At 31.8% G+C, this 23,231-nt stretch carries 20 protein-coding genes; 4 read left to right on the top strand and 16 right to left on the bottom strand.

Annotated features, from left to right (window positions below; all coding sequences use genetic code 11):
- Positions 1-9 precede the first annotated feature (9 nt).
- The 5 genes from cysK to truA all read right to left on the bottom strand — a co-directional run bounded on the left by cysK (position 10) and on the right by truA (position 6,190).
- Positions 10-924 (bottom strand): cysteine synthase A, encoded by a 915-nt coding sequence (cysK, locus tag OYT91_RS07560; protein ID WP_269222342.1) that lies wholly within the window; start codon positions 922-924, stop codon positions 10-12.
- Between the two features lie 205 nt (positions 925-1,129).
- On the bottom strand, positions 1,130-2,518 hold the full coding sequence (lpdA, locus tag OYT91_RS07555; RefSeq protein WP_281240371.1) for a dihydrolipoyl dehydrogenase: 1,389 nt from the start codon (positions 2,516-2,518) through the stop codon (positions 1,130-1,132).
- A 374-nt stretch (positions 2,519-2,892) separates the two neighbouring features.
- On the bottom strand, positions 2,893-3,477 hold the full coding sequence (locus tag OYT91_RS07550) for an NUMOD4 domain-containing protein (protein ID WP_281240150.1): 585 nt from the start codon (positions 3,475-3,477) through the stop codon (positions 2,893-2,895).
- A 132-nt stretch (positions 3,478-3,609) separates the two neighbouring features.
- Positions 3,610-5,364: an ABC transporter ATP-binding protein gene (locus tag OYT91_RS07545; RefSeq protein WP_281240149.1), complete on the bottom strand. Its 1,755-nt coding sequence runs from the start codon at positions 5,362-5,364 to the stop codon at positions 3,610-3,612.
- 85 nt (positions 5,365-5,449) lie between these two features.
- Complete coding sequence (truA, locus tag OYT91_RS07540; protein WP_281240148.1) at positions 5,450-6,190, bottom strand: tRNA pseudouridine(38-40) synthase TruA; 741 nt, start codon at positions 6,188-6,190, stop codon at positions 5,450-5,452.
- 260 nt (positions 6,191-6,450) lie between these two features.
- Between truA and OYT91_RS07535 the strand changes: the two genes are divergently transcribed.
- Positions 6,451-6,948 (top strand): metallophosphoesterase family protein, encoded by a 498-nt coding sequence (locus OYT91_RS07535; protein WP_281240147.1) that lies wholly within the window; start codon positions 6,451-6,453, stop codon positions 6,946-6,948.
- On the opposite strand, the gene OYT91_RS07530 is transcribed toward OYT91_RS07535, so the two are convergent.
- From OYT91_RS07530 to OYT91_RS07520, 3 genes are all read right to left on the bottom strand, one after another.
- The gene (locus OYT91_RS07530; protein WP_281240146.1) at positions 6,945-8,648 is read right to left on the bottom strand and encodes a tetratricopeptide repeat-containing sensor histidine kinase; all 1,704 of its coding nucleotides are present in this window, start codon (positions 8,646-8,648) and stop codon (positions 6,945-6,947) included. The genes OYT91_RS07535 and OYT91_RS07530 overlap by 4 nt on opposite strands.
- Positions 8,649-8,698: 50 nt before the next feature.
- On the bottom strand, positions 8,699-9,361 hold the full coding sequence (locus tag OYT91_RS07525; RefSeq protein WP_269224618.1) for a response regulator transcription factor: 663 nt from the start codon (positions 9,359-9,361) through the stop codon (positions 8,699-8,701).
- A gap of 156 nt (positions 9,362-9,517) precedes the next feature.
- Positions 9,518-9,931, bottom strand: a complete 414-nt coding sequence (locus OYT91_RS07520; protein ID WP_281240145.1) for a DUF4293 domain-containing protein — start codon at positions 9,929-9,931, stop codon at positions 9,518-9,520.
- Positions 9,932-10,114: 183 nt separating this feature from the next.
- Here OYT91_RS07520 and rho point away from each other — a divergent pair, with 183 nt between their 5' ends.
- Positions 10,115-11,956 carry a transcription termination factor Rho gene (gene rho, locus OYT91_RS07515; RefSeq protein WP_281240144.1) on the top strand — a complete coding sequence of 614 codons (1,842 nt, stop codon included), beginning with the start codon at positions 10,115-10,117 and terminating at the stop codon, positions 11,954-11,956.
- A gap of 88 nt (positions 11,957-12,044) precedes the next feature.
- Here the strand turns inward: rho and OYT91_RS07510 are convergent, their stop codons facing one another.
- The 3 genes from OYT91_RS07510 to OYT91_RS07500 all read right to left on the bottom strand — a co-directional run bounded on the left by OYT91_RS07510 (position 12,045) and on the right by OYT91_RS07500 (position 16,674).
- A complete protein-coding gene (locus OYT91_RS07510; RefSeq protein WP_281240143.1) occupies positions 12,045-13,262 on the bottom strand; it encodes an RsmB/NOP family class I SAM-dependent RNA methyltransferase in 1,218 nt (405 codons plus the stop codon).
- Between the two features lie 99 nt (positions 13,263-13,361).
- Positions 13,362-15,332 carry a KUP/HAK/KT family potassium transporter gene (locus OYT91_RS07505; protein ID WP_269222349.1) on the bottom strand — a complete coding sequence of 657 codons (1,971 nt, stop codon included), beginning with the start codon at positions 15,330-15,332 and terminating at the stop codon, positions 13,362-13,364.
- 124 nt (positions 15,333-15,456) lie between these two features.
- Positions 15,457-16,674, bottom strand: coding sequence for a hypothetical protein (locus OYT91_RS07500; protein WP_281240142.1), 1,218 nt, complete (start codon positions 16,672-16,674; stop codon positions 15,457-15,459).
- Positions 16,675-16,789: 115 nt separating this feature from the next.
- On the opposite strand from OYT91_RS07500, the gene OYT91_RS07495 reads away from it, so the two are divergent.
- On the top strand, positions 16,790-17,854 hold the full coding sequence (locus OYT91_RS07495) for a sialidase family protein (protein WP_281240141.1): 1,065 nt from the start codon (positions 16,790-16,792) through the stop codon (positions 17,852-17,854).
- Between the two features lie 58 nt (positions 17,855-17,912).
- Here OYT91_RS07495 and OYT91_RS07490 read toward each other — a convergent pair whose 3' ends face one another.
- The 4 genes from OYT91_RS07490 to OYT91_RS07475 form a co-directional block, all read right to left on the bottom strand.
- The gene (locus tag OYT91_RS07490) at positions 17,913-18,371 is read right to left on the bottom strand and encodes a sensor of ECF-type sigma factor (protein ID WP_269222352.1); all 459 of its coding nucleotides are present in this window, start codon (positions 18,369-18,371) and stop codon (positions 17,913-17,915) included.
- Between the two features lie 36 nt (positions 18,372-18,407).
- Entirely contained in the window at positions 18,408-18,830 is a 423-nt protein-coding gene (locus tag OYT91_RS07485) for a hypothetical protein (protein WP_281240140.1), read from the bottom strand.
- A 33-nt stretch (positions 18,831-18,863) separates the two neighbouring features.
- On the bottom strand, positions 18,864-19,406 hold the full coding sequence (locus tag OYT91_RS07480) for an RNA polymerase sigma factor (protein ID WP_269222354.1): 543 nt from the start codon (positions 19,404-19,406) through the stop codon (positions 18,864-18,866).
- A gap of 63 nt (positions 19,407-19,469) precedes the next feature.
- Positions 19,470-20,576, bottom strand: coding sequence for an SRPBCC family protein (locus tag OYT91_RS07475; protein WP_281240139.1), 1,107 nt, complete (start codon positions 20,574-20,576; stop codon positions 19,470-19,472).
- 215 nt (positions 20,577-20,791) lie between these two features.
- On the opposite strand from OYT91_RS07475, the gene OYT91_RS07470 reads away from it, so the two are divergent.
- Positions 20,792-22,828: a dipeptidyl-peptidase 3 family protein gene (locus tag OYT91_RS07470; RefSeq protein ID WP_281240138.1), complete on the top strand. Its 2,037-nt coding sequence runs from the start codon at positions 20,792-20,794 to the stop codon at positions 22,826-22,828.
- A 135-nt stretch (positions 22,829-22,963) separates the two neighbouring features.
- Here OYT91_RS07470 and OYT91_RS07465 read toward each other — a convergent pair whose 3' ends face one another.
- Entirely contained in the window at positions 22,964-23,152 is a 189-nt protein-coding gene (locus OYT91_RS07465; RefSeq protein WP_269222356.1) for a hypothetical protein, read from the bottom strand.
- Between the last annotated feature and the right edge of the window lie 79 nt (positions 23,153-23,231).

Here is a 23,231-nt window from a genome sequence, read left to right as displayed (position 1 = left end):
GTTGTTTTTTTATTCGAATAAACCTTCGATACTCAAATAGCGTTCTCCAGTGTCATAACAAAAGGTAAGTATTTTGGAATCGGATGGAATCTCCTTAAGTTTTTTGGCAACCGCTGCCAGCGAAGCTCCTGAAGAAATTCCCAGAAGGATACCTTCTTCTTTGGCTGCTCTTTGTGTAAATTCAAATGCCTCGTCTTTGCTTACTTGAATCGTTCCGTCAAGAATTGAAGTATGTAAATTGGTTGGAATAAAACCTGCGCCAATTCCTTGAATAGGGTGAGGTGAAGGGGCTCCACCACTGATGACAGGAGAGGCTTCAGGTTCTACAGCAAAGACTTTTAGGTTTGGAAATTTTTGTTTTAGTATTTCGGCACAACCGGTAATATGTCCGCCAGTACCAACACCAGTTATTAAATAATCTAAACCATTTGGAAAAGCTTTAATGATTTCTTGAGCTGTTGTGGTTTTGTGGATGTCGATATTTGCTGGGTTTTCAAATTGTAGAGGAGACCAAGCTTGTGGAATTTCGGCTGTTAATTCTTGTGCTTTTTCTATGGCGCCTTTCATTCCTTTTTCGCGAGGTGTAAGAACAAACTCAGCACCGTAAATACTCATCAAACGACGTCTTTCAATAGACATAGATTCGGGCATTACTAGGATTAATCGGTAGCCTTTTACAGCAGCAACCATTGCTAAACCTATTCCTGTGTTTCCAGATGTAGCCTCGATTATGGTACTCCCTTTTTGTAAAAATCCTTTTTGCTCGGCATCTTCTATCATCGATAATGCGATTCTATCTTTGATACTGGCGCCTGGATTTGTTTTCTCTAGTTTTACCCAAACATTTGCGTTTGGACCAAATAATTTATTGATTTTTACGTGTGGTGTATTACCAATAGTTTCTAATATGTTGTTGTGTACCATGTTTGTATATTTTATTTGAGTAAATATATGATAGAAAATGTTATTTTCAAAATTATAAATATATTAATTCTATAAAAATTATAGAGATTTACTTGTAAAAATACCCCGATCTAAAATATTTTCTATCGGGGTGTTTTTTGTTTATATGTTTTGTAGTGGTATATATTTGAAATCCAATGTAATGAATCTCAAAAGGACTACTTTTTTACAAGTGAATCACTTCTCCATAAGCATCAGCAACTGCTTCCATAACTGCTTCACTCATAGTTGGGTGAGGGTGAATTGATTTTAGGATTTCATGTCCAGTTGTTTCCAATTTACGTGCAACAACTGCTTCAGCAATCATATCGGTAACACCTGCACCAATCATGTGACATCCTAACCATTCGCCGTATTTGGCATCAAAAATTACTTTTACAAAACCATCTGGAGTTCCAGCAGCTTTTGCTTTTCCTGAAGCAGAGAATGGGAATTTACCAATTTTTAATTCATATCCTTTTTCTTTGGCTTGTTTTTCTGTTAATCCAACAGAAGCAATTTCGGGAGTGGCATACGTACATCCTGGAACGTTTCCATAATCGATAGGATCTACGTGCAATCCAGCAATTTTTTCTACACAATTGATTCCTTCAGCCGAAGCTACGTGAGCCAAAGCTTGACCTGGTGTAACATCTCCAATAGCATAATATCCTGGAATGTTTGTTTGGTTGTATGCATTTACCAAGATTTTGTCTCTATCGGTAGCAATACCCACTTCTTCTAATCCTATATTTTCGATGTTGGTTTTGATACCTACAGCTGATAATAAAATGTCAGCTTCCAAAACTTCTTCACCTTTTGCTGTTTTAACAAACGCTTTTACTCCAGTACCAGTAGTATCAATACGTTCAACAGATGAGTTGGTCATGATTTTGATACCCGCTTTTTTCAAAGAACGCTCAAATTGTTTTGAAATGTCTTCGTCTTCTACAGGAACTACGTTTGGCATAAATTCTACAATAGTTACATCCGTTCCCATTGAGTTATAAAAATGTGCAAATTCTACTCCAATAGCTCCAGAGCCTACAATGATCATCGATTTTGGTTGAGTTGGTAATGTCATTGCTTGACGGTAACCAATTACTTTAATACCATCTTGAGGTAAGTTTGGTAATTCACGAGAGCGAGCTCCAGTAGCAATGATAATGTGGTCGGCACTGTATTCAGTTACTTTTCCGTCTTTATCAGTAACGTCTAGTTTTTTACCAGCTTTTAACTTTCCAAAACCATCAATAACGTCAATTTTATTTTTTTTCATCAAGAATTGAACTCCTTTGCTCATTCCTTCGGCAACTCCACGACTACGTTGCACTACTGCAGGGAAGTCTTTGTCAAATGATGAAACAGTCAATCCGTAATCAGAAGCATGCTTTAAATAATCAAAAACTTGAGCCGATTTTAATAATGCTTTAGTTGGAATACATCCCCAGTTTAAACATACGCCACCAAGGTTTTCTTTTTCTACTACGGCAACTTTAAATCCTAATTGTGAGGCTCTAATTGCGGTAACATATCCTCCAGGGCCACTTCCTAAAACTATAATATCGTATTTCATTTTGTATTTGTTATTAATTAATAAAAATGGAACATGAATACCACGTTTCATTTTAATGTTTATTTAAAATAATAAATTGAGAGTGCGAATTTAAGGATTTATTTGATTATTGAAAAATTTAGTTAAGACAAAGTTTTTCTCTATTTTTTGATAGATCTGACTTTGATTTTTTATTTTCGAAATAGTAGTAGATTTCGTTTTCAATAATTGTAGAATATACTTTTGGTTATAAATTATATTTATTGGATACTTATGAAATTATAAACAGGTGAAGGAATTTTTTATATAGAAAAAATAACTATAGGTTGCTTGTGGAGATAACATCGATCGTTAATTGTTTAAAAACTAATAATTAATTTCACCCAACGGTATAATTAAATCTTTACATGTCCCCAATTTTCACCAGATGCAATACGTCTGATTTGCATTTCGCTTACACCAAATTGTTTGGCAATCATTTTTAGGCGCGTTTTTTGTTCTGGTCGAGATAAAATGGTTTTGATTAACATGACTTTGGTAATCGTTAATTTTCTTCCGTCAGCTTTTAAGTTGTGTTCGATTAGATCTTTTCTGGCCTGAATTATTTTTGGACTCTTATTTCTATGTTCAATCATTTCAGCTCTGGTAGCCCAACGTAAATTATTTACATCATCGTTATTACGACTGTAGTCTAAATGTAATACATACGTTTGATCCTCAGATTGTTTCGGAATAAAATATTGCGCTACTAGTTTATATAGAAATAAACATTTGCTACTCCTTTTGCCGTCTCTTTTTATTTGGTATGAAAAAGTTGGATAACCATCACTTATAGATCCTTTTAAAAGACGACAATCTTCCAAGTTTTCTGAAAAGCTAATTAATCGTCCTTTATTTGAAATAGCATATCGAAGTTTCAAAGGATATTCAATTTCTATTTCTTTAAATTTTTCGTTTGGGTAAATTCTAATTTGTGGCATTTGAATTTGAATTTAGATATTCAAAGATATTTAAATAAAAGTATTTAATGTGTTAATTGATTGTTTGTTAGGTTTTTCTTTGGAGTTTTGATGAGATAATTGCAGATAATAAGGTAATTTTCTTAATTTAAATTAATTGGCAACCGAAAACTGCGAATCATACAAGTTTTTGTAATATCCTTTTTCTTGGTTGATTAATTCCTGATGCGTTCCTTGTTCTACAATGAGTCCTTTGTCCATTACTACAATTTTATCAGCATTGACAATAGTAGCCAAACGATGTGCAATAACAATCGATGTTCTTCCTTTGGTAATAGTTTCGGTGGCGCGCTGAATTAATTCTTCCGAATAGGTATCGATTGAAGATGTTGCTTCGTCCAGAATAAGAATGCTCGGATTACTCACATACGCACGCAGGAAAGCTATTAATTGGCGTTGTCCTGAAGATAGCATAACGCCACGTTCCTTTACATCAAAATCATAATTGTCCGGTAAGCTCATGATAAAATCGTGGACTCCTATTTTTTTGGCAGCAGCCAAAACGTGTTCTCTAGTGATTTCAGGATTATTGAGGGTGATATTATTGTAAATGGTATCGGCAAAAAGAAAGACATCCTGCAAAACAACCGCAATTTGCTTGCGCAGCGAACTTAAAGTGTAATTCTCAATATTCTGATTGTCTATAAATATTGAGCCGCTATTGATCTCATAAAAACGATTCAGTAGATTGATTATAGTCGATTTTCCGGCTCCTGTAGAACCTACGATAGCAATAGTCTGACTTGCTTTTACTTCGAGATTGATTCCTTTGATGACTTCTTCATTTGGAATATAGCCAAAATAAACGTTCTCAAAACGGATTTCTCCATTAAATAAAGGAGCTTCAATAGTTCCTGTATCTTGAATTTGGTCTTGTGTATCTAATATATCAAAAACACGGTTGGCAGCAATCATTCCCAATTGCATCTCGTTGAATTTATCTGCAATTTGGCGCAAAGGATTGAATAACATTCCAATAAACATCGTGTACGAAAATAAATCTCCAAAAGTAGTTGTCGTATCTCCTTGCAAGATATTAAATCCACCATACAAAACGATAAATCCAAGTGTTAATGATGAAATAATATCGGCAATTGGAAAGAAAATTGAGTTGTACAAAATCGTTTTTATCCACGCCCTGTTGTGTTTGTCGTTGATGACTCTGAATTTTTCGGCCTCAATATCTTCGCGATGAAACAGCTGAACTATTTTCATTCCCGTCACTCTTTCTTGTACAAAAGAATTCATATTGGCAATTTGTGTTCGTACTTCCTCAAAGGCAACTTGCATCTTTTTTTGAAAAATTCTTGTGATGAAAACTAAAATTGGCATGGCAACAATCACAATCCACGTCAGTTTCCAGTTCATATAAAACATAAAAATAAGAACTACTAGCATTTTCATCAAGTCACTGATAATCATGAATAATCCTTGACTAAAAATACGGGCAATCGCTTCAATATCCGATACAGAACGCGTCACGAGTTGACCCACAGGAACCAAATCAAAATATTTCATCCTGAAACTCAAAATATGTTTGAACAGTTTTACCCGAATGTCTTTTACAATATCTTGTCCCAGCCAATTCGCCCAATACACAAAGAAAAATTGAGAGAAAACTTCCAATAAAAGTATAATTCCCATCAAAGTGATATACAGTAATAAACCATTTTGATCTTTGGGTTGAATGTAACTGTCTACCGTCTGTTTCAACAAATATGGGCGAAGCGCCGCAAATACCGACAGTGAAATGGCAAAAATAATCACACCATTAAAACGCCATTGGTAGGGTTTGGTGTATTTTAATATTCTCTTGAATAATCGAGTATCAAATGCTTTTGCTTTCATTTATTTTTTAGGAGCTATTCCCGCTATCCGCTTGTATTTTTTTATTTTTAAAGAAAAAATAAAAAAGATACCACTTCTATCGGGGCTATGGTGTAATGTAATCGTATGCTATTTTGGTTAAATATAACCCATGTGCCGGAACCGAAAACCCAGCTTTGTCTCTGTTTTTACTTTCGATAATTTTTTCAAAATCATCCAATGTAATTTTGTGCAAGCCAATATTAATCAAGGTTCCTACTATGGATCGTACCATGTTTCTTAAAAAACGATTGGCCGAAATGGTGAAAATTAATTTATCATCCTCTTGTTTCCAATAGGCTTCAAATATACTACAATCAAAGGTATTTACATCCGTATTGACCTTGGAAAAACATTGAAAATCGGTATGATTCAGCAATGATTTCGCTGCTTCATTCATTAAATCCAAATCCAATTTTTGATGAAAGTACCAACTTTGCTCTTGAAGAAAAGCATCCTTAAAAGTATTTATATGGTATTCATACGTTCTTTTGGTAGCATCAAAACGACTGTGCGCTTCATTAGGAACTGGTAAAATGGCGTAGATAACAATATCTTTCGGTAAAAAAGAATTGAGTTTGTGTATTGTATTCGGAATATCAAATAGGGTTTCCAAATCAAAATGCGCATACATTTCTTTGGCGTGAACTCCAGTATCTGTTCGGCCTGCGCCCATAAGGTTAATCTCGTTGTTGAGAATAACCGAAAAAGCTTTGTTCATTGTTTCTTGTACAGATGCAGCATTGGGCTGGTATTGCCAACCGTGATAATGCGTTCCGTTGTATGCTAGTTTTATAAAATACCTCAAGGTCGAATTTTAAAGTTTAGATTTCAGATTTTTTTGATTGAAATCAGATTTATCATTTGAAGTTGCAAAGATACTTATTAATTTTTTTGTCATGAATAGGCTTTGGAGCAAAGTTTTTTGGATTGAAAACATATTTTTATTTAAAAGAGAATGTCTATTTTTGTCCAAATGCCATAGCCCTGATAGAAGCGGTATCCTTTTTATTTTTTCTTTAAAAATAAAAAGATACAAGCGGATAGCAGGATTAGCTCCTTAGAAATATGAAAAAAATTCTCCTTCTTTCCGATACGCACAGTCATATTGATGACACTATTTTAAAGTATGTTAATCAGGCAGATGAGGTTTGGCATGCTGGTGATATTGGTGATTTAATAGTAACGGATACTATAAAAAAGCTGAAGCCTTTGCGAGCTGTGTACGGGAATATTGATGATAGTCAAGCGCGTTTGGAATTTCCTTTGCACAATCGTTTTTTTTGTGAAGGTGTCGATGTCTGGATTACACACATTGGAGGTTATCCTGGGAAATACAATCCCGCTTTGAAGACTGAAATGGCATTAAATCCTCCAAAGTTGTTTATTTGTGGGCATTCGCATATTCTAAAAGTGATTTTTGATAAGAAGAATAATCTGTTGCACATGAATCCGGGAGCAGCTGGAAAAAGTGGTTTTCATCAAGTGCGAACCATGCTTCGTTTTGAAATAGAGAGTGATGCTATTAAAAATTTGGAAATTATAGAGATTGATAAAAAAGCTTAAGGTTGCGGATTGATAAAAGGAATTTTCAAACTAATACTAGTTCCTTTATTGAGTATCGAATTAATATTAAATTCTCCTTTCATATTATTTATTCGAGCTCGGATTTGATTGATTCCAAAGCCTTCTAACAGTTCAAATTGATTGTTTGTAAAACCATTGCCATTGTCTTCGACATTTATGATTAAATGAGATTTTGTCTCATCTATGTTAATTATAGCATATTCGGCATTACTATGTTTAATGATATTATTAATTAATTCTGTGATGATAAAATAAAGTTTCATTTCAAAATCTTCATTGTATCTTTTTTTAATATGAATTGTTGAATTGAAATCTATTTTGAGTTTTGAATTAGAAATTTTTTCACATAAGTCTTCTAAGGCAAAGAGTAATCCAAATCGAACTAGTAGCGAAGGCATTAATTCATGTGATAAATTTCGGATTTGTTTGTGCGCTTCTTCTAGTAATTTTTTGGTCTTTATGACTTCTTCTGTTTGAGTATTTAGATTGGACGAAAAAACATGAAGATGCATGCCTGCTGAAGAAAGTAATGAGCTTATATTATCATGCAAAAACGCAGCAATTTTTTTTCGCTCTAATTCTTGCCCATCAATCGAAGCATTTATTATGTTTTCTTGCACTTTGCTTTGGATGTCTTTGAGTTTATTTTTTTCTTTCAAGCGTACATTTTGTACAAAAAAATAAAAGAAAATACTTAGGCTTAACAGCAAAGCTATAATAACAATTGCTATTTTTTTGTTTTTGGATTGTTGTTCTAGTAGGATATTTTCTTTTGATTTATATGCAGTTTCAATTTTGTCTATTTCTCTTTTATATTGGTCAAGTTCAAGATTAATCCCTATTATATTTGCTTTATTTAGTTTTTCTTCGATGTTTAATTGAGTAGTGATTTCGTTATACTTCAAAAGACAGTTGTAAGCTTTTTGAGGTTCATTATTTTTATTTAAAAATTTTGAATACTCTTGATAAGAATATGATAAATCTGATTTTTCTGTCCCCTTATTTCCGAGTTCTATTGCTTTGTCAAAGTGATATTTTGTTTTTTCTATGTTATTTATGTAGCTATTATAAATGCCATTTAGCATATGCAAAGCTACAATAGTCGAATCATCTCCGTCAATTGATTGGTATTTGTTGATGTAATTTAGGTGAGTTAAGCCTTCTTCAAATTTACCGATGTCAAAAAAAGCCCAAGCTAAATTTAGATTCGTAATAAGTAATTGTTCTCGATCTAAAATTTTTTGACTGTGTAATAATGATTTTTTGTAGTAGTAAATTCCTTTGTTGTACTCTTTTTTGTCAAAACAGTATATGTTACCAAGATTGTTGTAAAATTGATTTTTTAAACAATTATTTTTTGTTTGTTTGGCATGATGTAGTCCTAAATTGTAGTAAAATAAAGCTTTGTTTGGATCTGATAATTCATCAAAATTTGCAGCAATATTTAGGTAAACATTGGCAATTAAGTCGTTGGCTTTTATTTTGTTGGCTTGTTCTAATGCTACCCTTAATTTTAATAAAGAAGCTTCAAATTCTCCATTGTTTAAATTTTTATTAGCGTCTTTTATTAAGGTAGTGATTTCTTTTTTAGAAAGATTTTTTATCTGAGCATGTAAATTTGAACTAAAATAGGTTAGAATTATAATAAAAGTAAATAATCGAAATCTAGTTAAAAACATAAACAGTAATTGCAATGAATAAAAATGAAAAATTAGTTTTTTTAAAGAAATTATGATATTATCAAATGATTGTTCATGGCATATTTGACAATCCCAATTGTGTTTTTTGCTCTTAATTTTTTCATAATATTCTTTCTGTGTGTTTCTACCGTATTGGTGCTTATGAAAAGTTGTTCGCTTATTTCTTTTCCACTGTATTCAAGAGCAATCAAAATGATGATTTCTATTTCACGCTCTGTTAATAATGGATTGACATTGGGTTTATATGTATTTAACTTTGGGTTATTTCTAGTGGCGTTGCTAAAGATTTTTTCTCTAATGGATTCACAAAAATATTCCTCATTATTAGCTACAGCTTGCACGGCTTCGATAATGCTATCGCCAGCACATTGTTTAGTCAAATAACCACTAACTCCCAAATCCATGATTTCTTTGATTAATTTTAAGTCATCATAGCTTGAAAGTATAATTACTTTACACGGAAAACCTTTTTCTGCAAATTCTTTAATTACTTCAATGCCATCTTTTTCTGGCATACTGATGTCTAGCACCAAAACATCTGCTTTGTTGTTAGTTACATCTTCAAAAATAGTAGTCCCGTTAAGAGAGAAACCTACTACTTCAAAATTTGGGACGGTATGGAGTAAGGTTTGAATTCCGTGGATAATTATTTGATGATCATCTGCGAGGTGAATTCTAATATTCTTTGTCATATTATCAATTACTGTATTCAAATTTATAAAAAAAAAGGTTCTTATTACGTACTAATTTTTTTATTTAACAAATATTCTAAAATTGTTTTTTGAATAAAAAAACCCGAATATTACATTCGGGTTCTCTTCGCACATTAATAAATTAATTTTATAGGTTTACCTCAATCGATCCACAGATTTTACAAGATCTTCATCCTTCTTGATGGCTTTGTTTGCTAAAACTAAGAAAACGATAGCCAAGATAGGTAGAAACATCCCAATACCTTTCTCAGAAACAATTACTGTCTCTCCAGATAAATTTAGTGAATGATAAACAAATAATCCTAATAAAATCAAATTTAATATTATGTTCAATCTGTTAGCAACAAATTGAGTTTGTCTTTTCTTAAAGGATACTATACTATAAATTGTAATTGCAGTACTTAATCCTAACAAAATCACATAAAATTGATTTTGCATAAAATAAAATTCTTTGCCATCTTTTAATACCCATAATGGAAAAACAAATGGCAAAATTCCTATTATCAAAAAGGTTAGGATTAAATATATAGTTTGAATTCTTTGTATCATGTCTTTCTATTGTTTTACAAAAATATATTTTCTTTTTAATAAATACTATTGTATGATAAAATTTATTTGTATTATTGCATGACAATTCCGTAAGCACTTCATACTGCGGGTCATTTAGATAAGATACTACCTAAAAAAAATCTTTTGTATTATTTCCAAATTAATTAAACAAATAGAACATTCATGTTTGATATTTCTGTATTAAAAGAAATGAAGCTTGCTGAGCTTCAAGAAATAGCTAAAGCGGCTAAAACTATAAAATTCAACGGTGTTAAAAAAGAGACTTTGATTAGCCAGATTTTAGAACATCAAGCAGCTACTGTTGAATCAGAATCAACAATAGACAAAAAATCAGAAAATAATAATGAGGAAGATAAACCCAAAAGAGCTCGAATTACGGCTGTAAAAAAGGGAATCACTCCAAAAAAAGATTCTCCTTCTTTATTCGTAAATGATGAAAATATAGAAGTACCTGAAGTGGTTGTGGTACCTCAAAAAAAGGAAAAAATTATTTCGAATGATACAAGTGATGTTGCTGAGAGTGAACCAGCTCCCCAGAAAGATATAAAAGTCGTAAAGTTTAGTAAATCAGCCTACGAGAAAAAAATGGCCTTGCAAAGAGAAAAGGAAGCTTTGAAAGAAACTGCTGTTGTTGAAGAAACTTCTTTGGATAGTAAAATAGAAGTAACGGTTGAAAAAGTTGAAAGTTCTACTCCAGAAAAAAAAGGGAATCCAAACGAATCCAAACGTACTGGCGAAGTAGGTCAATTGAATAAAAAGGGACCAGCTCAAATTACAAAAGTAAATCCCAATCAAAATGGGAATCCTAATCAAAATCCCAACCAAAACCCCAATCAAAATCCAAATTTTAAGAACAAAAAAAGTAATTTCAAAGATGCTGATTTTGAGTTTGATGGTATTATAGAAAGTGAAGGTGTGTTAGAAATGATGCCAGACGGTTATGGTTTTTTGCGTTCTTCTGATTATAATTATTTGGCTTCTCCAGATGATATTTATTTATCTACATCTCAAGTTCGATTATTTGGATTGAAAACTGGTGATACCGTAAAAGGTGTTGTACGTCCTCCAAAAGAAGGAGAAAAATTTTTTCCTCTTGTACGTGTTTTAAAAATTAATGGTCATGATCCACAAGTAGTTCGTGATAGAGTTTCTTTCGAACACTTAACACCTGTTTTTCCTTCTGAAAAGTTTAGACTGGCCGAAAAACAAAGCACAATATCTACCCGAATAATTGATTTGTTTTCTCCAATAGGAAAAGGGCAACGTGGTATGATTGTGGCGCAACCTAAAACAGGTAAAACAATGCTGTTGAAAGAAATTGCCAATGCAATTGCAGCAAATCATCCTGAGATTTATTTAATAGTATTATTGATAGATGAGCGTCCTGAAGAGGTAACAGATATGCAACGTAGTGTACGTGGAGAAGTTATTGCTTCAACATTTGATAGAGAACCTCAAGAGCATGTAAAGATTGCTAATATCGTTCTTGAAAAAGCAAAACGTTTGGTAGAATGTGGTCATGATGTGGTTATTTTATTAGACTCAATTACTCGTTTGGCTCGTGCTTATAATACGGTACAACCAGCATCTGGTAAAGTATTGAGTGGTGGTGTAGACGCTAATGCGTTGCAAAAACCAAAACGTTTCTTCGGAGCCGCGCGTAATGTAGAAAACGGGGGATCTTTGAGTATTATAGCTACTGCTCTAACAGAAACTGGTTCTAAAATGGACGAGGTTATCTTTGAGGAATTCAAAGGAACGGGTAATATGGAATTGCAGTTGGATAGAAAGATTGCGAATAAACGAATATTCCCTGCTATTGATTTAACTTCATCCAGTACAAGACGTGATGATTTATTATTGGATCCAAAAACATTGCAAAGAATGTGGATTATGCGAAAAATGCTTTCTGATATGAATCCTGTTGAGGCAATGACTTTGATAAATGATCGCTTCAAACAAACCAGAACTAACGATGAATTCTTGATTTCAATGAATGATTAATAAGAAAGTTTTCAATATTTAATATATAAGTATACACAAAAAAGTCCTCAATTGAGGACTTTTTTGTGTATAAACTGCAAACTGCTTTCTAAATTACCTTTCTCTCTAGCAAAGCCATGTAAAAACCATCAAAACCAGATTCTGATGCCAATATTTTTTGGTCTTTTATAAAATTAAATTGTTTTCCAATATCTGTTGTTAGAAAACGAGCAATTTGTTCTTGATTTTCAGAAGGAAGAATAGAGCAAGTTGCATAAACTAATTTTCCGCCTGGTTTTACAATTTTAGAATAGCTTTCCAATACTTCTGATTGTACCTTTCTAATGTTATCTATGAATTCAGGTTTTAATTTCCATTTGGAATCTGGATTTCTTTTTAAAACACCTAATCCACTACAAGGAGCATCAATCAAGACCCTGTCTGCTCTTTCATGAAGTTTTTTGATGATTTTTGTAGAGTCTATAATGCGGTATTCAATGTTGAAAGCCCCGTCTCTTTTGGCTCTAATTTTTAATTGTTTTAGTTTACTTTCGTATAAATCCATTGCAATCAATTGTCCTTTGTTTTCCATCAAAGAAGCAATATGAAGAGTTTTTCCACCTGCACCAGCGCAAGTGTCTACAACTCTCATGCCCGGTTTTACATCCAGAAAATGCGCTACTAATTGTGAATTAGCATCCTGAACTTCAAAGAATCCTTGTTTAAAAGCATCGGTTAGAAATACATTGGCTCTTTCTTTTAGAACTAGAGCATCTGGTTGGTCTTTTAAGAACTCAGTTTCGATGTTTAAATCCATCAAAATAGCTCTAAGATTTTCTTTAGTGGTTTTAAGAGTGTTTACTCTCAAAATAACTTTAGCTGGTTGATTTTGGGCTGCAATTTCTGTTGCCCAAACTTTTTCGCCTAATTCTTTTACACCTAATTCATCCATCCAATCCGGAATAGATTCCTTTAGGGCTCTTACTTTTGAAAGTTCATCAAAACGACCTTTTATTTTTCGTTCTGGAGTTCCTTCTAATTGTCTCCAATCTGGAATAGGATATCCTCTTAATACAGCCCAAACAGAGAACATTCTCCAAAGATTGTCTCTGTTATAAGGTTCTTTGACTTCTGCAATTTCGCCATATAACCTTTTCCAACGTACGATTTCGTATATGGTCTCTGCTACAAATTTTCTATCTGAACTTCCCCAACGTTTGTCTTTTTTTAGGGATCGTGCTACTACTTTGTCTGCATATTCTCCTTCGTTAAAAATAGCATTCAGGGCGTCGATAGTAGTATAAACTAAATTTCTGTGTAATCTCATTTTAAATAATTGAATTGCAAAGGTACTATTTATTGATTAATTCTAAGTTTTATATTTTAATCAAAAAAAAACACTGCATGTAAACAGTGTTTTTATATTTTAGTTTTTAACATAAACTCTCGTTAGTCCAATATTTTCTGGTGGATGCAGCACCATTGGAAATTTCTCGATTTTTACAGAGCTACTGTCTAATCCAAAAGCACTTTCTTCGGAAAGGCTTAATTTTTTAATAAAGAAATAGGAGTTCATTATCAATTTTTCATGCCATAATAAATCACTGTCATTGGAAAGGAATTTTTCTGACAATACAAATTTGAAATCTCCAATGATGTTGTTTTTATTCAAGGATTCATATCTACTTGTGATATCAACTTCGCCATTTTTCACCATATCTTTAATAACTTCCCTAAACATTAGGTTTATTTTTGTAGGTTCTCTAAATCCTAAATTAAAGTCAACTCTATATAAATCGTCTTTTAAGATTTCTTTTACTTTGTATTCGGTTTTATAGGGTTCAGACAAAATATTTACGTGAACAAACCAATAAATATCGGCTCTTTTAGGTCTTTTTTGTAATATAGAAAACATTACTTTTTCCTCTATTTCGTCAGAGCGATTTGCATTTGTCATATAAACCAAATGGGTTGCGTATTTTGGAATAGATAAATCGGCACTTAATTCGCTAAGAACTTTTTTATAATCGTCAATTTTTACAAATTTAGTGTAGCTTTTATTAATTTGTTTGGCTCTGTACCAAACGGTCATTATACCAATTAGGATAAGGGCTATTAAAAGTGTTACGTATCCACCTTCGGCAAACTTTGTGATATTTGCTGCTAGAAAACTTAATTCAATGCATAAGTAAATGGAAATTAGAGGCACAAAGAAATACCATTTTACTCGTTTCATGATTAAATAATAATTTAGCAAAATAGTTGTCATTATCATACATAAAATAATCGCTAAACCGTAAGCATGTTCCATATTACTTGATTCTTCAAAATGCAATACGATTCCAATACAACCCAAAAGTAATAACCAATTGATAGATGGGATGTATAATTGGCCTTTTAATTCTGTTGGGTATTTAATTTTAACTTTAGGCCAAAAACTCAAGCGCATGGCTTCATTTATTAGTGTGAATGAACCAGAAATAAGAGCTTGTGAAGCTATAACTGCAGCCATTGTAGCAATAACAATACCGAAAGGTTTGAACCATAAAGGCATTATTAAATAAAAAGGATTCGCAAAATCACCACCTAATGCTTTTAAAGTAACGCCTTCATGATGAATTAGATATGCGGCTTGTCCAAAGTAATTAAGTACTAAAGCAGATTTTACAAAAATCCAACTTATACGTATGTTTTTTCTTCCACAATGTCCCATGTCCGAATATAGTGCTTCCGCTCCTGTGGTACATAGGAAAACAAAACCTAAAACAAAAAAACCTTCTGGATGAATGGATAATAAATTGTAAGCATAATAAGGGTTAATGGCTTTGAATACCTCAGGATGCATGGTGATTTGGTAAATACCTAAAATGGCTAGCATTCCAAACCAAATAAGCATCAAAGGCGCAAAAAATTTACCTACCAATTTTGTGCCAAATTGTTGTATAGTAAAAAGTACTACCAAGATTCCGATAACAATTGGTACAGTGTTTATTTCTGGGAAATAACTTCTCATACCTTCAACTGCTGAAGAAACAGAAATTGGAGGGGTTATAATTCCATCGGCTAATAAAGCACTACCTCCTATAATCGCGGGGACTATCAGCCATTTAATTTTGGTCTTTTTTACTAAGGCATATAAGGCAAATATTCCGCCTTCACCATGATTGTCTGCACTTAATGTAATTAAAACGTATTTGATTGTAGTTTGCAGTGTCAAAGTCCAAAATACACAGGAGATGCCTCCCAAAACTACATCTGCATTGATAATATAATCGCCAAGTATGGCTTTCATTACGTATAATGGAGAAGTTCCTATATCTCCATAAATTATTCCTAAAGAAACTAATAAACCACCTAAAGTTAATTTGCTATGGAGGTCTTTGTGCGTTGCGCTCATGTATATTATTTATAAAAACACGTCAAATTTACTATAATTAAATAAAATAAGAGGACTTATTTTTAAAATAATAAAAAAGGCTAATTCTGTTATAATTAGCCTTTTTGTTAATGTTGATAATTATTTAAATTCTTCTGTTTGTGCTTCTTGAAGAATAATTGTTACCTCTTTGAGGTTCTGATCTTTGGGTGTTTTCTTCCCTTGTTGAACTTGCTCTATTTTGTGAATAATCCCTTTGAGTTGTTGTGCTTTGCGGGTTAACATCTCTTGAAGTGCTAGTTCTACTTTGTGAATAATCTCTTTGCGATGTTGTGCTTTGCGGGTTAACATCTCTTGAAGTACTAGTTCTACTTTGTGAATAATCCCTTTGCGTTGATGTACTTTGTGGGTTAACATCTCTTGAAGTACTAGTTCTACTTTGTGAATAATCCCTTTGCGGTGATGCACTTTGCGTATTGATCTCTCTTGAATTGTTAGTTCTATTTTGAGAATAGTCTCTTTGTGAGTTATTGTTATAATTGTAATTACCGTTGTTACTTGAATTACCAGAATAATTTCTTGAATAAGTTAGCTCATTTCTTAATCCGTTGTTATTATATGTTCTTCTTTGATCTAACTCATATCGATTTGATATTTTACTGTTTCTTCTTGAAAAATTATATTCAGGATATTGTTTTTCATAACTATTACAGCTGTATGAGTTATAGATATATGGAGCCCTGTTACATCTTCTGTAGCTTACATAGTTATATGTGTTGTTGTAATTTACACATCCATAGATGTTTTTTTGGTATCTGTAAACAGGAAATGGATTCCAAGCATAATAATAAGTTGGGTAATAATTCCAAGTCCAGCTAGAATAATACGGTTTGTAAAAGCCTGCCCAAAATGTTGTAAATATTTGTGGAGTATAGCAATATTCTGGTTCGTAAATGTAATTTTGTCCATAAATATAAGCATTACCAACTATTTGAATAGAAATGTTATTGCGTCTGTTTTTTTCAATTTCAATAGTAGCTACATCTTGATATAAATCACGACCAATAATAGATTGTATAATTATAATATGCGTTCTTTTTTCTATAGATTCTATTACTCTTAAATAATCAACACGATTGTCGTTATTTAAGTCTAGATTTGAAATTTGTAATTTAGGATCATTTAAGCGTTTCTCGAAATCACTTAAGTTTTGAGATTCACCAAAGATCGACGATACTGCTGTTAAATCTAAATTATCGCTAATTTCAGAATTCATTGCATTTATAGTTGTTCTATTTTGTGCACTCATTTGAAAGGCAAAAAAGGAAGCGATAATGGCGGCTAATTGTAATTTTGTTTTCATGGCGAATTTGAGTTAATGGTTTGTTTTGAGATATAAGCAACAACTGTGCCAGAAATTAATAATTATAGCAACGTTTTTTTAATAATATTATATATTTAAAATAAATAATCAAGATATGATAAGAAAAATATTTGCAAGTACATTGTTGTTTAGTGGTTTGCATTTTTTACACGCTCAAAATTTAAATGAAAAAAAAATAGAAGGAAATTGTTTTAGGTCTATTAAAATTGATACTCTTTTTCAAGATAAAATTAGTCTTAGGGCAATTGTGGTGGATCAAGATAAAATATGGTATGCTGGTGACAAGAATAGATTTGGTTTTTTTGATTTGAAAACCAATCAAAAATTTGAGAATTCGATTGTTGAAGATGCTTTAGAAATAGAATTTAGAAGTATTGCAAAAACATCCATCCATATTTATGTGTTAAGTGTGGCTAATCCAGGTTTACTCTATCAAATCACTAAAGACGGTAAAAAGGTAAAACTTGTTTATCAAGAAAAAGATCAAAAAGTTTTCTATGATAGCATGCAGTTTTGGAATGATAAAGAGGGAATTGCTATTGGAGATCCTATAAAGGATTGTCTTTCTGTGCTTATAACTAATGATGGAGGTAATTCATGGCGTAAAATACCTGATGATAAATTACCTAAAGTTGCTGAAGGAGAAGCTCATTTTGCGGCTAGTAATACCAATATCGTTATCAAAGGCAATGATACATGGATTGTTTCGGGAGGAAAGAAATCAAGGGTTTTTTATTCTCCAGACAAAGGGATTTCTTGGAATGTTTATGATACACCAATTGTTCAAGGCAAACAAATGACTGGAATTTTTACGGCAGATTTTTATGACGCAGAGAATGGTTTTGTTGCAGGTGGGAACTATGAATTATTGAATCAAAATACTGAAAATAAAGCAAGAACAAAAGATGGAGGTAAAACATGGGATCTTATAGGAAACGGAGGGGGATTTGGATATGCTTCTTGTGTTCAATATGTTCCAAAAAGTGATAGTAAAGGAATTGTGGTTGTCGGAGCTTCGGGTTTGTATTACTCTTCGGATGGAGGGATAAATTGGATTCAATTTTCTAAAGATCCAAGTTTATATACTATTCGTTTTTTGTCCGATACTGTCGCAATTGCAGCAGGTCGAAATAAATTGATACGAATTCGTTTTAAGTAAAAAAGTCCCGTTTTATAATGTATTTATAAAACGGGACTTATTTGTTGAAATAACGAAACTACCTTTTTGGAGCTTTGTCTCTGTATTGTTGAAGGAGTTTTCTATTGAAACCTTCTTCTGCTTTTCTAAGTTTGATTATTTTTACTGAAGGTAAAATTCCTTTTAGGCTAATGATGAATTTTTTTCTTAAATTAAATAAATCTTCTTCATTGCTTTCTATCTGATTTAAAAGGATAGCAGCATCTTTTTCAGATAATTTATTGAGTTCGTCCTCTTCCATTCTTTTGAAATAGCTTTTCATTTTTTGATGTCTCAATTCAAATTGTTTGTCATCGTAAGTGTTGTATATAGGCCAAAATTTCTCTGCTTCATTTGATGAAAGATCTAGTTCACTTGTCAAAAAAGCTACTTTCATTGCTTTTATTTGTTCTTTTTTCTCTCTTAGACGTTCGCCTTGTGCATGAATATTTAAGGACAATATAAAAAGCAGTATCGGGTAAATATTTTTTAAATACATAATATGTTGGTATGAAGAGTTTGTAATTTGTTTGTTTTAATTTTCAATGATCAAATTTTCAAGGTTTGAATTGGTAATTAATAGGTCTTCCAGTGTTTCTTTTTCAAGGCTATTTTCGTTTGCAATTAATTTTTTTGTTTCAATATCTTCAATTAATTCGTATTGATTTAATGGCGTTTCCTCTGCTAAATAGTTTTCTAAAGTATTTAAATCTATTTCAGTATTTTTCGTGCTATTTTGGTAAAAAGCAGGAATCATTAAGCCGAATACTAAAACTGCAGCAACAGCCATTAGTGTGTTTTTTCTTTTTCTGAAAATAGAAATGACATTGCTCTTTTTGGTAACCGGTTCTTCCTTTATTTGTTGTATAATATTTGCTGAAAAATTCTCAAAATAATGGTCTGGAGTTTTAAATCCAGTTTCTATTTTGGGTTGGTTTTCTAATTTAAATGTTTTCATAATACTCGTTTGACTAATTCGTATTCAAAAGGTTTAATTTAGGGTTACGAATGCTTCTATTTTTTTTACTGCATGATGATAAGATGCTTTTAATGCACCTACCGATGTTCCCACTATTTCAGATATTTCTTCATATTTTAATTCTTCAAAATATTTCATTTTAAAGACTAATTGTTGTTTTTCGGGTAATGTTGCTATTGCTTTTTGTAATTTGATTTGAATTTCATTTCCATCAAAATAGATATCAGCCTTTAGATTATCTATTGCTTTATTTTGTAATTCAACTGATGTAATCCCACTTTTTCTTGCTTTTTGGTTTAAAAAAGTAAGTGCTTCATTGGTCGCAATACGATACATCCATGAAAACAGTTTGCTTTCACCTTTGAAATTTTTCAGGTTTTGAAATACTTTTACAAATGTATTTTGTAATACATCATCGGTGTCATCGTGATTTAAAACGATGTTTCGTATATGATTGTATAACGGTTTTTGATAATCGCGTAGGAGTAATTCAAACGCTTCGTTTTGCGTTTTCGGGTTCAATAAACTAGTAATGAATTCCTTTTCTTCCAGCAATTTGTTCTTTTTTTAAACTTAGATGCAAATAAATACAAAAGGTTTAATCGGGAATTGAATAAATTAAAATTCAGATTTATCTTCTTTGATAATTGGGGCAGTGGCAGTATTAAGGCTGTCTTTTACTATTGGTCTAAAAGTTTTTGGGATAATTTTTGGCTGTAATGGGAAATAGATCTCTGTTAGCCATTTTGAAATACTTTTGGTTTCGTTTTGGCCTCTTGTAAATATTTCCAAATGGGTAAATGTTGATCCCGTTTTGATATTGTGAGTGGTTGAATAGGTTGTTGCTTCTTTTAAAGCCTTATCCTTATAGGTGTAATTGCCAGTTAAGCTTACTTTTAAAGCATCAAAAGCAGTTAATTTACCAGATAATATTTCGCTTCCTTGGCTTGTGAATATTTGTTCTTTAATAGGAATGCAAAAAGAAACTTTAGTTAAATTATGTATTGTATCATAAGTGTGGTATATGATAAAAGGCTTACCATTCAAAACAATATTATTTTGTTTGCAAAAGGTTTCTATTTTAGGGAATACTACATTAGCATTTCGAGTAATGTCCGAAATTTTGCTGGTAAAAGCTTCTCTTAAATAAAAAGTCTCCAATTTTTTAACGATACCATTTATTTTTACATTAAACGTATTGTTTTCGAAATTAAGAGTCTTATCAAGATTGGCTAAACTTTTGTCAAAGCGTTTTGTTAAGGAATTTTGTGTGCCTCCTGTTAAAAATGTATTTACTTTCATCATAAAATCCATTTTACCATTAGATTTCCAACTCACTTTTGTACCGCCTAGCGTATCTTTAAAGGATAAAAACACATCAAAAGAAGCGTCATTAAATTCCATTTTTTGTACAATGCTGTCGTTTCCTTTTGTATATAAAGTTTTAAGATTACCTGTATTGCTTGGGCTTTCCCAATTTAACGTACTTCCTTTGCCGAATGTAATTGGAGAAAAAGAAGTTTTTATTGTAGGGTTTGTTGAGATCCACGAGCAAAAATTTTGCCAATTTTTATAATCATTGACATAATTAAAAACGGTTGCTTTTGGAGAATGAATTATTTTATTACCTTCAATTGTAAAATTGCCTTTTTGTGTAGCAATAAATACAGTAATTGCCACAAGACTTAATAGAAACAAAAGAAAAAGATATTTAATAATTCTCATAATTGGGTTTGATTTTTTCTGTTGTAAAGTTAGAAATTTAATTAATTATACTACAACATCAATTCATAAATTGTTAAAGTCTTTTTGTTGAACTGTGTTTTCTAAATTGCGAATTGTCTATAATTGCAATTGTTCTTAATTGTGTTTTTATTATTTATTTAAAGAATCATTATATTTGTTGTGTATTTATTTGTTTAACATCTAATAAAAAAATAATGAAATTAATTAAAATAGCCTGTCTCACTATGACTTTTGCGATTTCTATTGTTGGGATTGCACAAAATGATAAAAAGTCAACATTGAAAGTTAATGAAAGTGTACCATTTGATTTCTTTGTGGAACAGTTTTCAGACATAAAAGTTTTGCGGTATCAAATTCCAGGATGGGAAAATCTTACTCTTAAGGAACAAGAGTTAGTGTATTATTTAACTCAAGCAGGAAATTCTGGTCGTGATATAATGTGGGATCAACATTATAAATATAACTTAAAAATTCGTAAGGCATTAGAGAATATTTATCAAAATTATAAAGGAGATAAAAGTTCAAATGATTGGAAAAATTTTGAAATTTATTTAAAAAGAGTTTGGTTTTCAAATGGAATACACCATCATTATTCAAGTGAAAAAATCAAGCCCGATTTTTCCATTGCCTATTTTAATGCGTTATTGAAAGCTACTAAAACGTCTTTGTCTCCTGAGATTGTTGAAATTTTATTCAATAACGTTGATTCAAAAAGAGTGAATCTAGATGCTTCAAAAGGTTTATTAGAAGGTTCGGCGATAAATTTTTATGACAAAGGGATAACTCAACAAGATGTTGAAGCTTTTTATGCTCTAAAGAAAAGTCCAGATCCAAAGAAATCATATTCTTTTGGTTTGAATTCAAAATTAGTTCGAAATTCAAAAGGAGAATTAGAAGAAAAAGTATGGAAAAGTGGAGGTATGTATGGAGCTGCAATCGATAAAATTATTTTTTGGTTGGAAAAAGCACAAACAGTTGCCGAAAATAAAAAGCAGGGTGATGCTATTGGGCTTTTAATTCAGTATTATAAAACTGGAGACCTCAAAACTTGGGATGATTATAATATTGCTTGGCTGCAAGCTACAGATGGGAATATTGATTATATTAATAGTTTTATTGAAGTTTATAATGATCCATTGGGATATAGAGGTTCTTATGAAGGAATTGTCCAAATAAAGGATTTTGATATGTCTAAAAAGATGGAAGTTGTTTCTAAAAATGCGCAATGGTTCGAAGATAATTCACCATTGGCACCGGAACATAAAAAGAAAAATGTAGTTGGGGTATCTTATAAAACGGTAGTTGTTGCTGGAGAATCGGGTGATTCGTCTCCGAGTACTCCAATTGGTGTAAACTTGCCAAATGCAGACTGGATTCGTGCAGATTATGGTTCTAAATCAGTTTCATTAGGAAATATTATAGACGCTTATTCTAAAGCTGGTGGAAAAGGAAAATTGCAAGAGTTTGCCAACGATACAGATGAAATACGTTTGGCCGAGAAATATGCTGAGTTAGGAGGTAAGTTGCATACTTCTTTACATGAAGTAGTAGGTCATGCTTCGGGTCAAATTAATCCTGGTGTAGGGACTCCAAAGCAAACATTAAAAAACTATTCTTCTGCTCTTGAAGAAGGAAGAGCTGATTTGGTTGGTTTGTATTATTTATATAATCCAAAAATTCAAGAAATTGGTTTGGTTGATAATTGGAAAGATTTGGGGATGCAGTGTTATGATAATTATATTCGAAATGGACTAATGACGCAATTGGTGCGAATTGAATTAGGAGCTGATATTGAGGAAGCCCACATGCGAAACCGCCAGATGGTGAGTTCTTGGGTTTTTGAAAAAGGAAAAAAAGACAATGTAATCGAAAAACTTACCCGTAATGGGAAAACCTATTTCAATATCACAGATTATGATAAATTGCACGAACTATTTGGACAGTTATTAAAAGAAGTACAGCGTATTAAATCGGAAGGTGATTTTGAAGCAGGAAAAGCTTTGGTTGAGAATTATGGTGTAAAAGTGGATCAAATACTTCATGCCGAAGTATTGGAACGCAATAAACAATTTCCAGATGCTCCTTATAATGGTTTTGTAAATCCAGTATTGGTGCCAAAAGTAAATGCAAAAGGAGCGATAATTTCGATAGCAATTGAGCAACCAAAAACATTTGCTGAGCAAATGTTGAACTATTCTAAAATTTATGGTTTTCTTCCTTTAGAGAATTAGAACATAGAAAATTTATAACAGAAAACGTCCACATTGTTGGACGTTTTTCTTTTTTGGGATACTGGGAATCGTATAATATGAAATCTCAGGTTAAATCTTCTGTTTGGATATTAGAAAATTATTTTAAAAAAAAAATTAATGTTTAAAGTAAATTTTGATGACAAATAATAAGCTTATAAAAACCAAAAAACCAATCAAGATTTTATAATTTCCTTTATAAAAAACTTTATGTAAATTAGCATCTTTTCGATAAGCAAAAATCATTGCTATTACAAAAGCGATGAAAAAACAAACTGCAAATATTAGTTGGCCTTGGCTGAACATGTTGAAATATTTTTTGACAAATTTAGGTAATAGTTTAGAAATAGTTGTTAATTTTCCATTTCAAATCAATAATTAAATA

The organism is Flavobacterium praedii (assembly GCF_026810365.1).
Taxonomy (GTDB): domain Bacteria; phylum Bacteroidota; class Bacteroidia; order Flavobacteriales; family Flavobacteriaceae; genus Flavobacterium; species Flavobacterium praedii.
The sequence above is the reverse complement of the archived record's forward strand: the minus strand, read 5'-3'. Positions and strand labels throughout refer to the sequence as shown.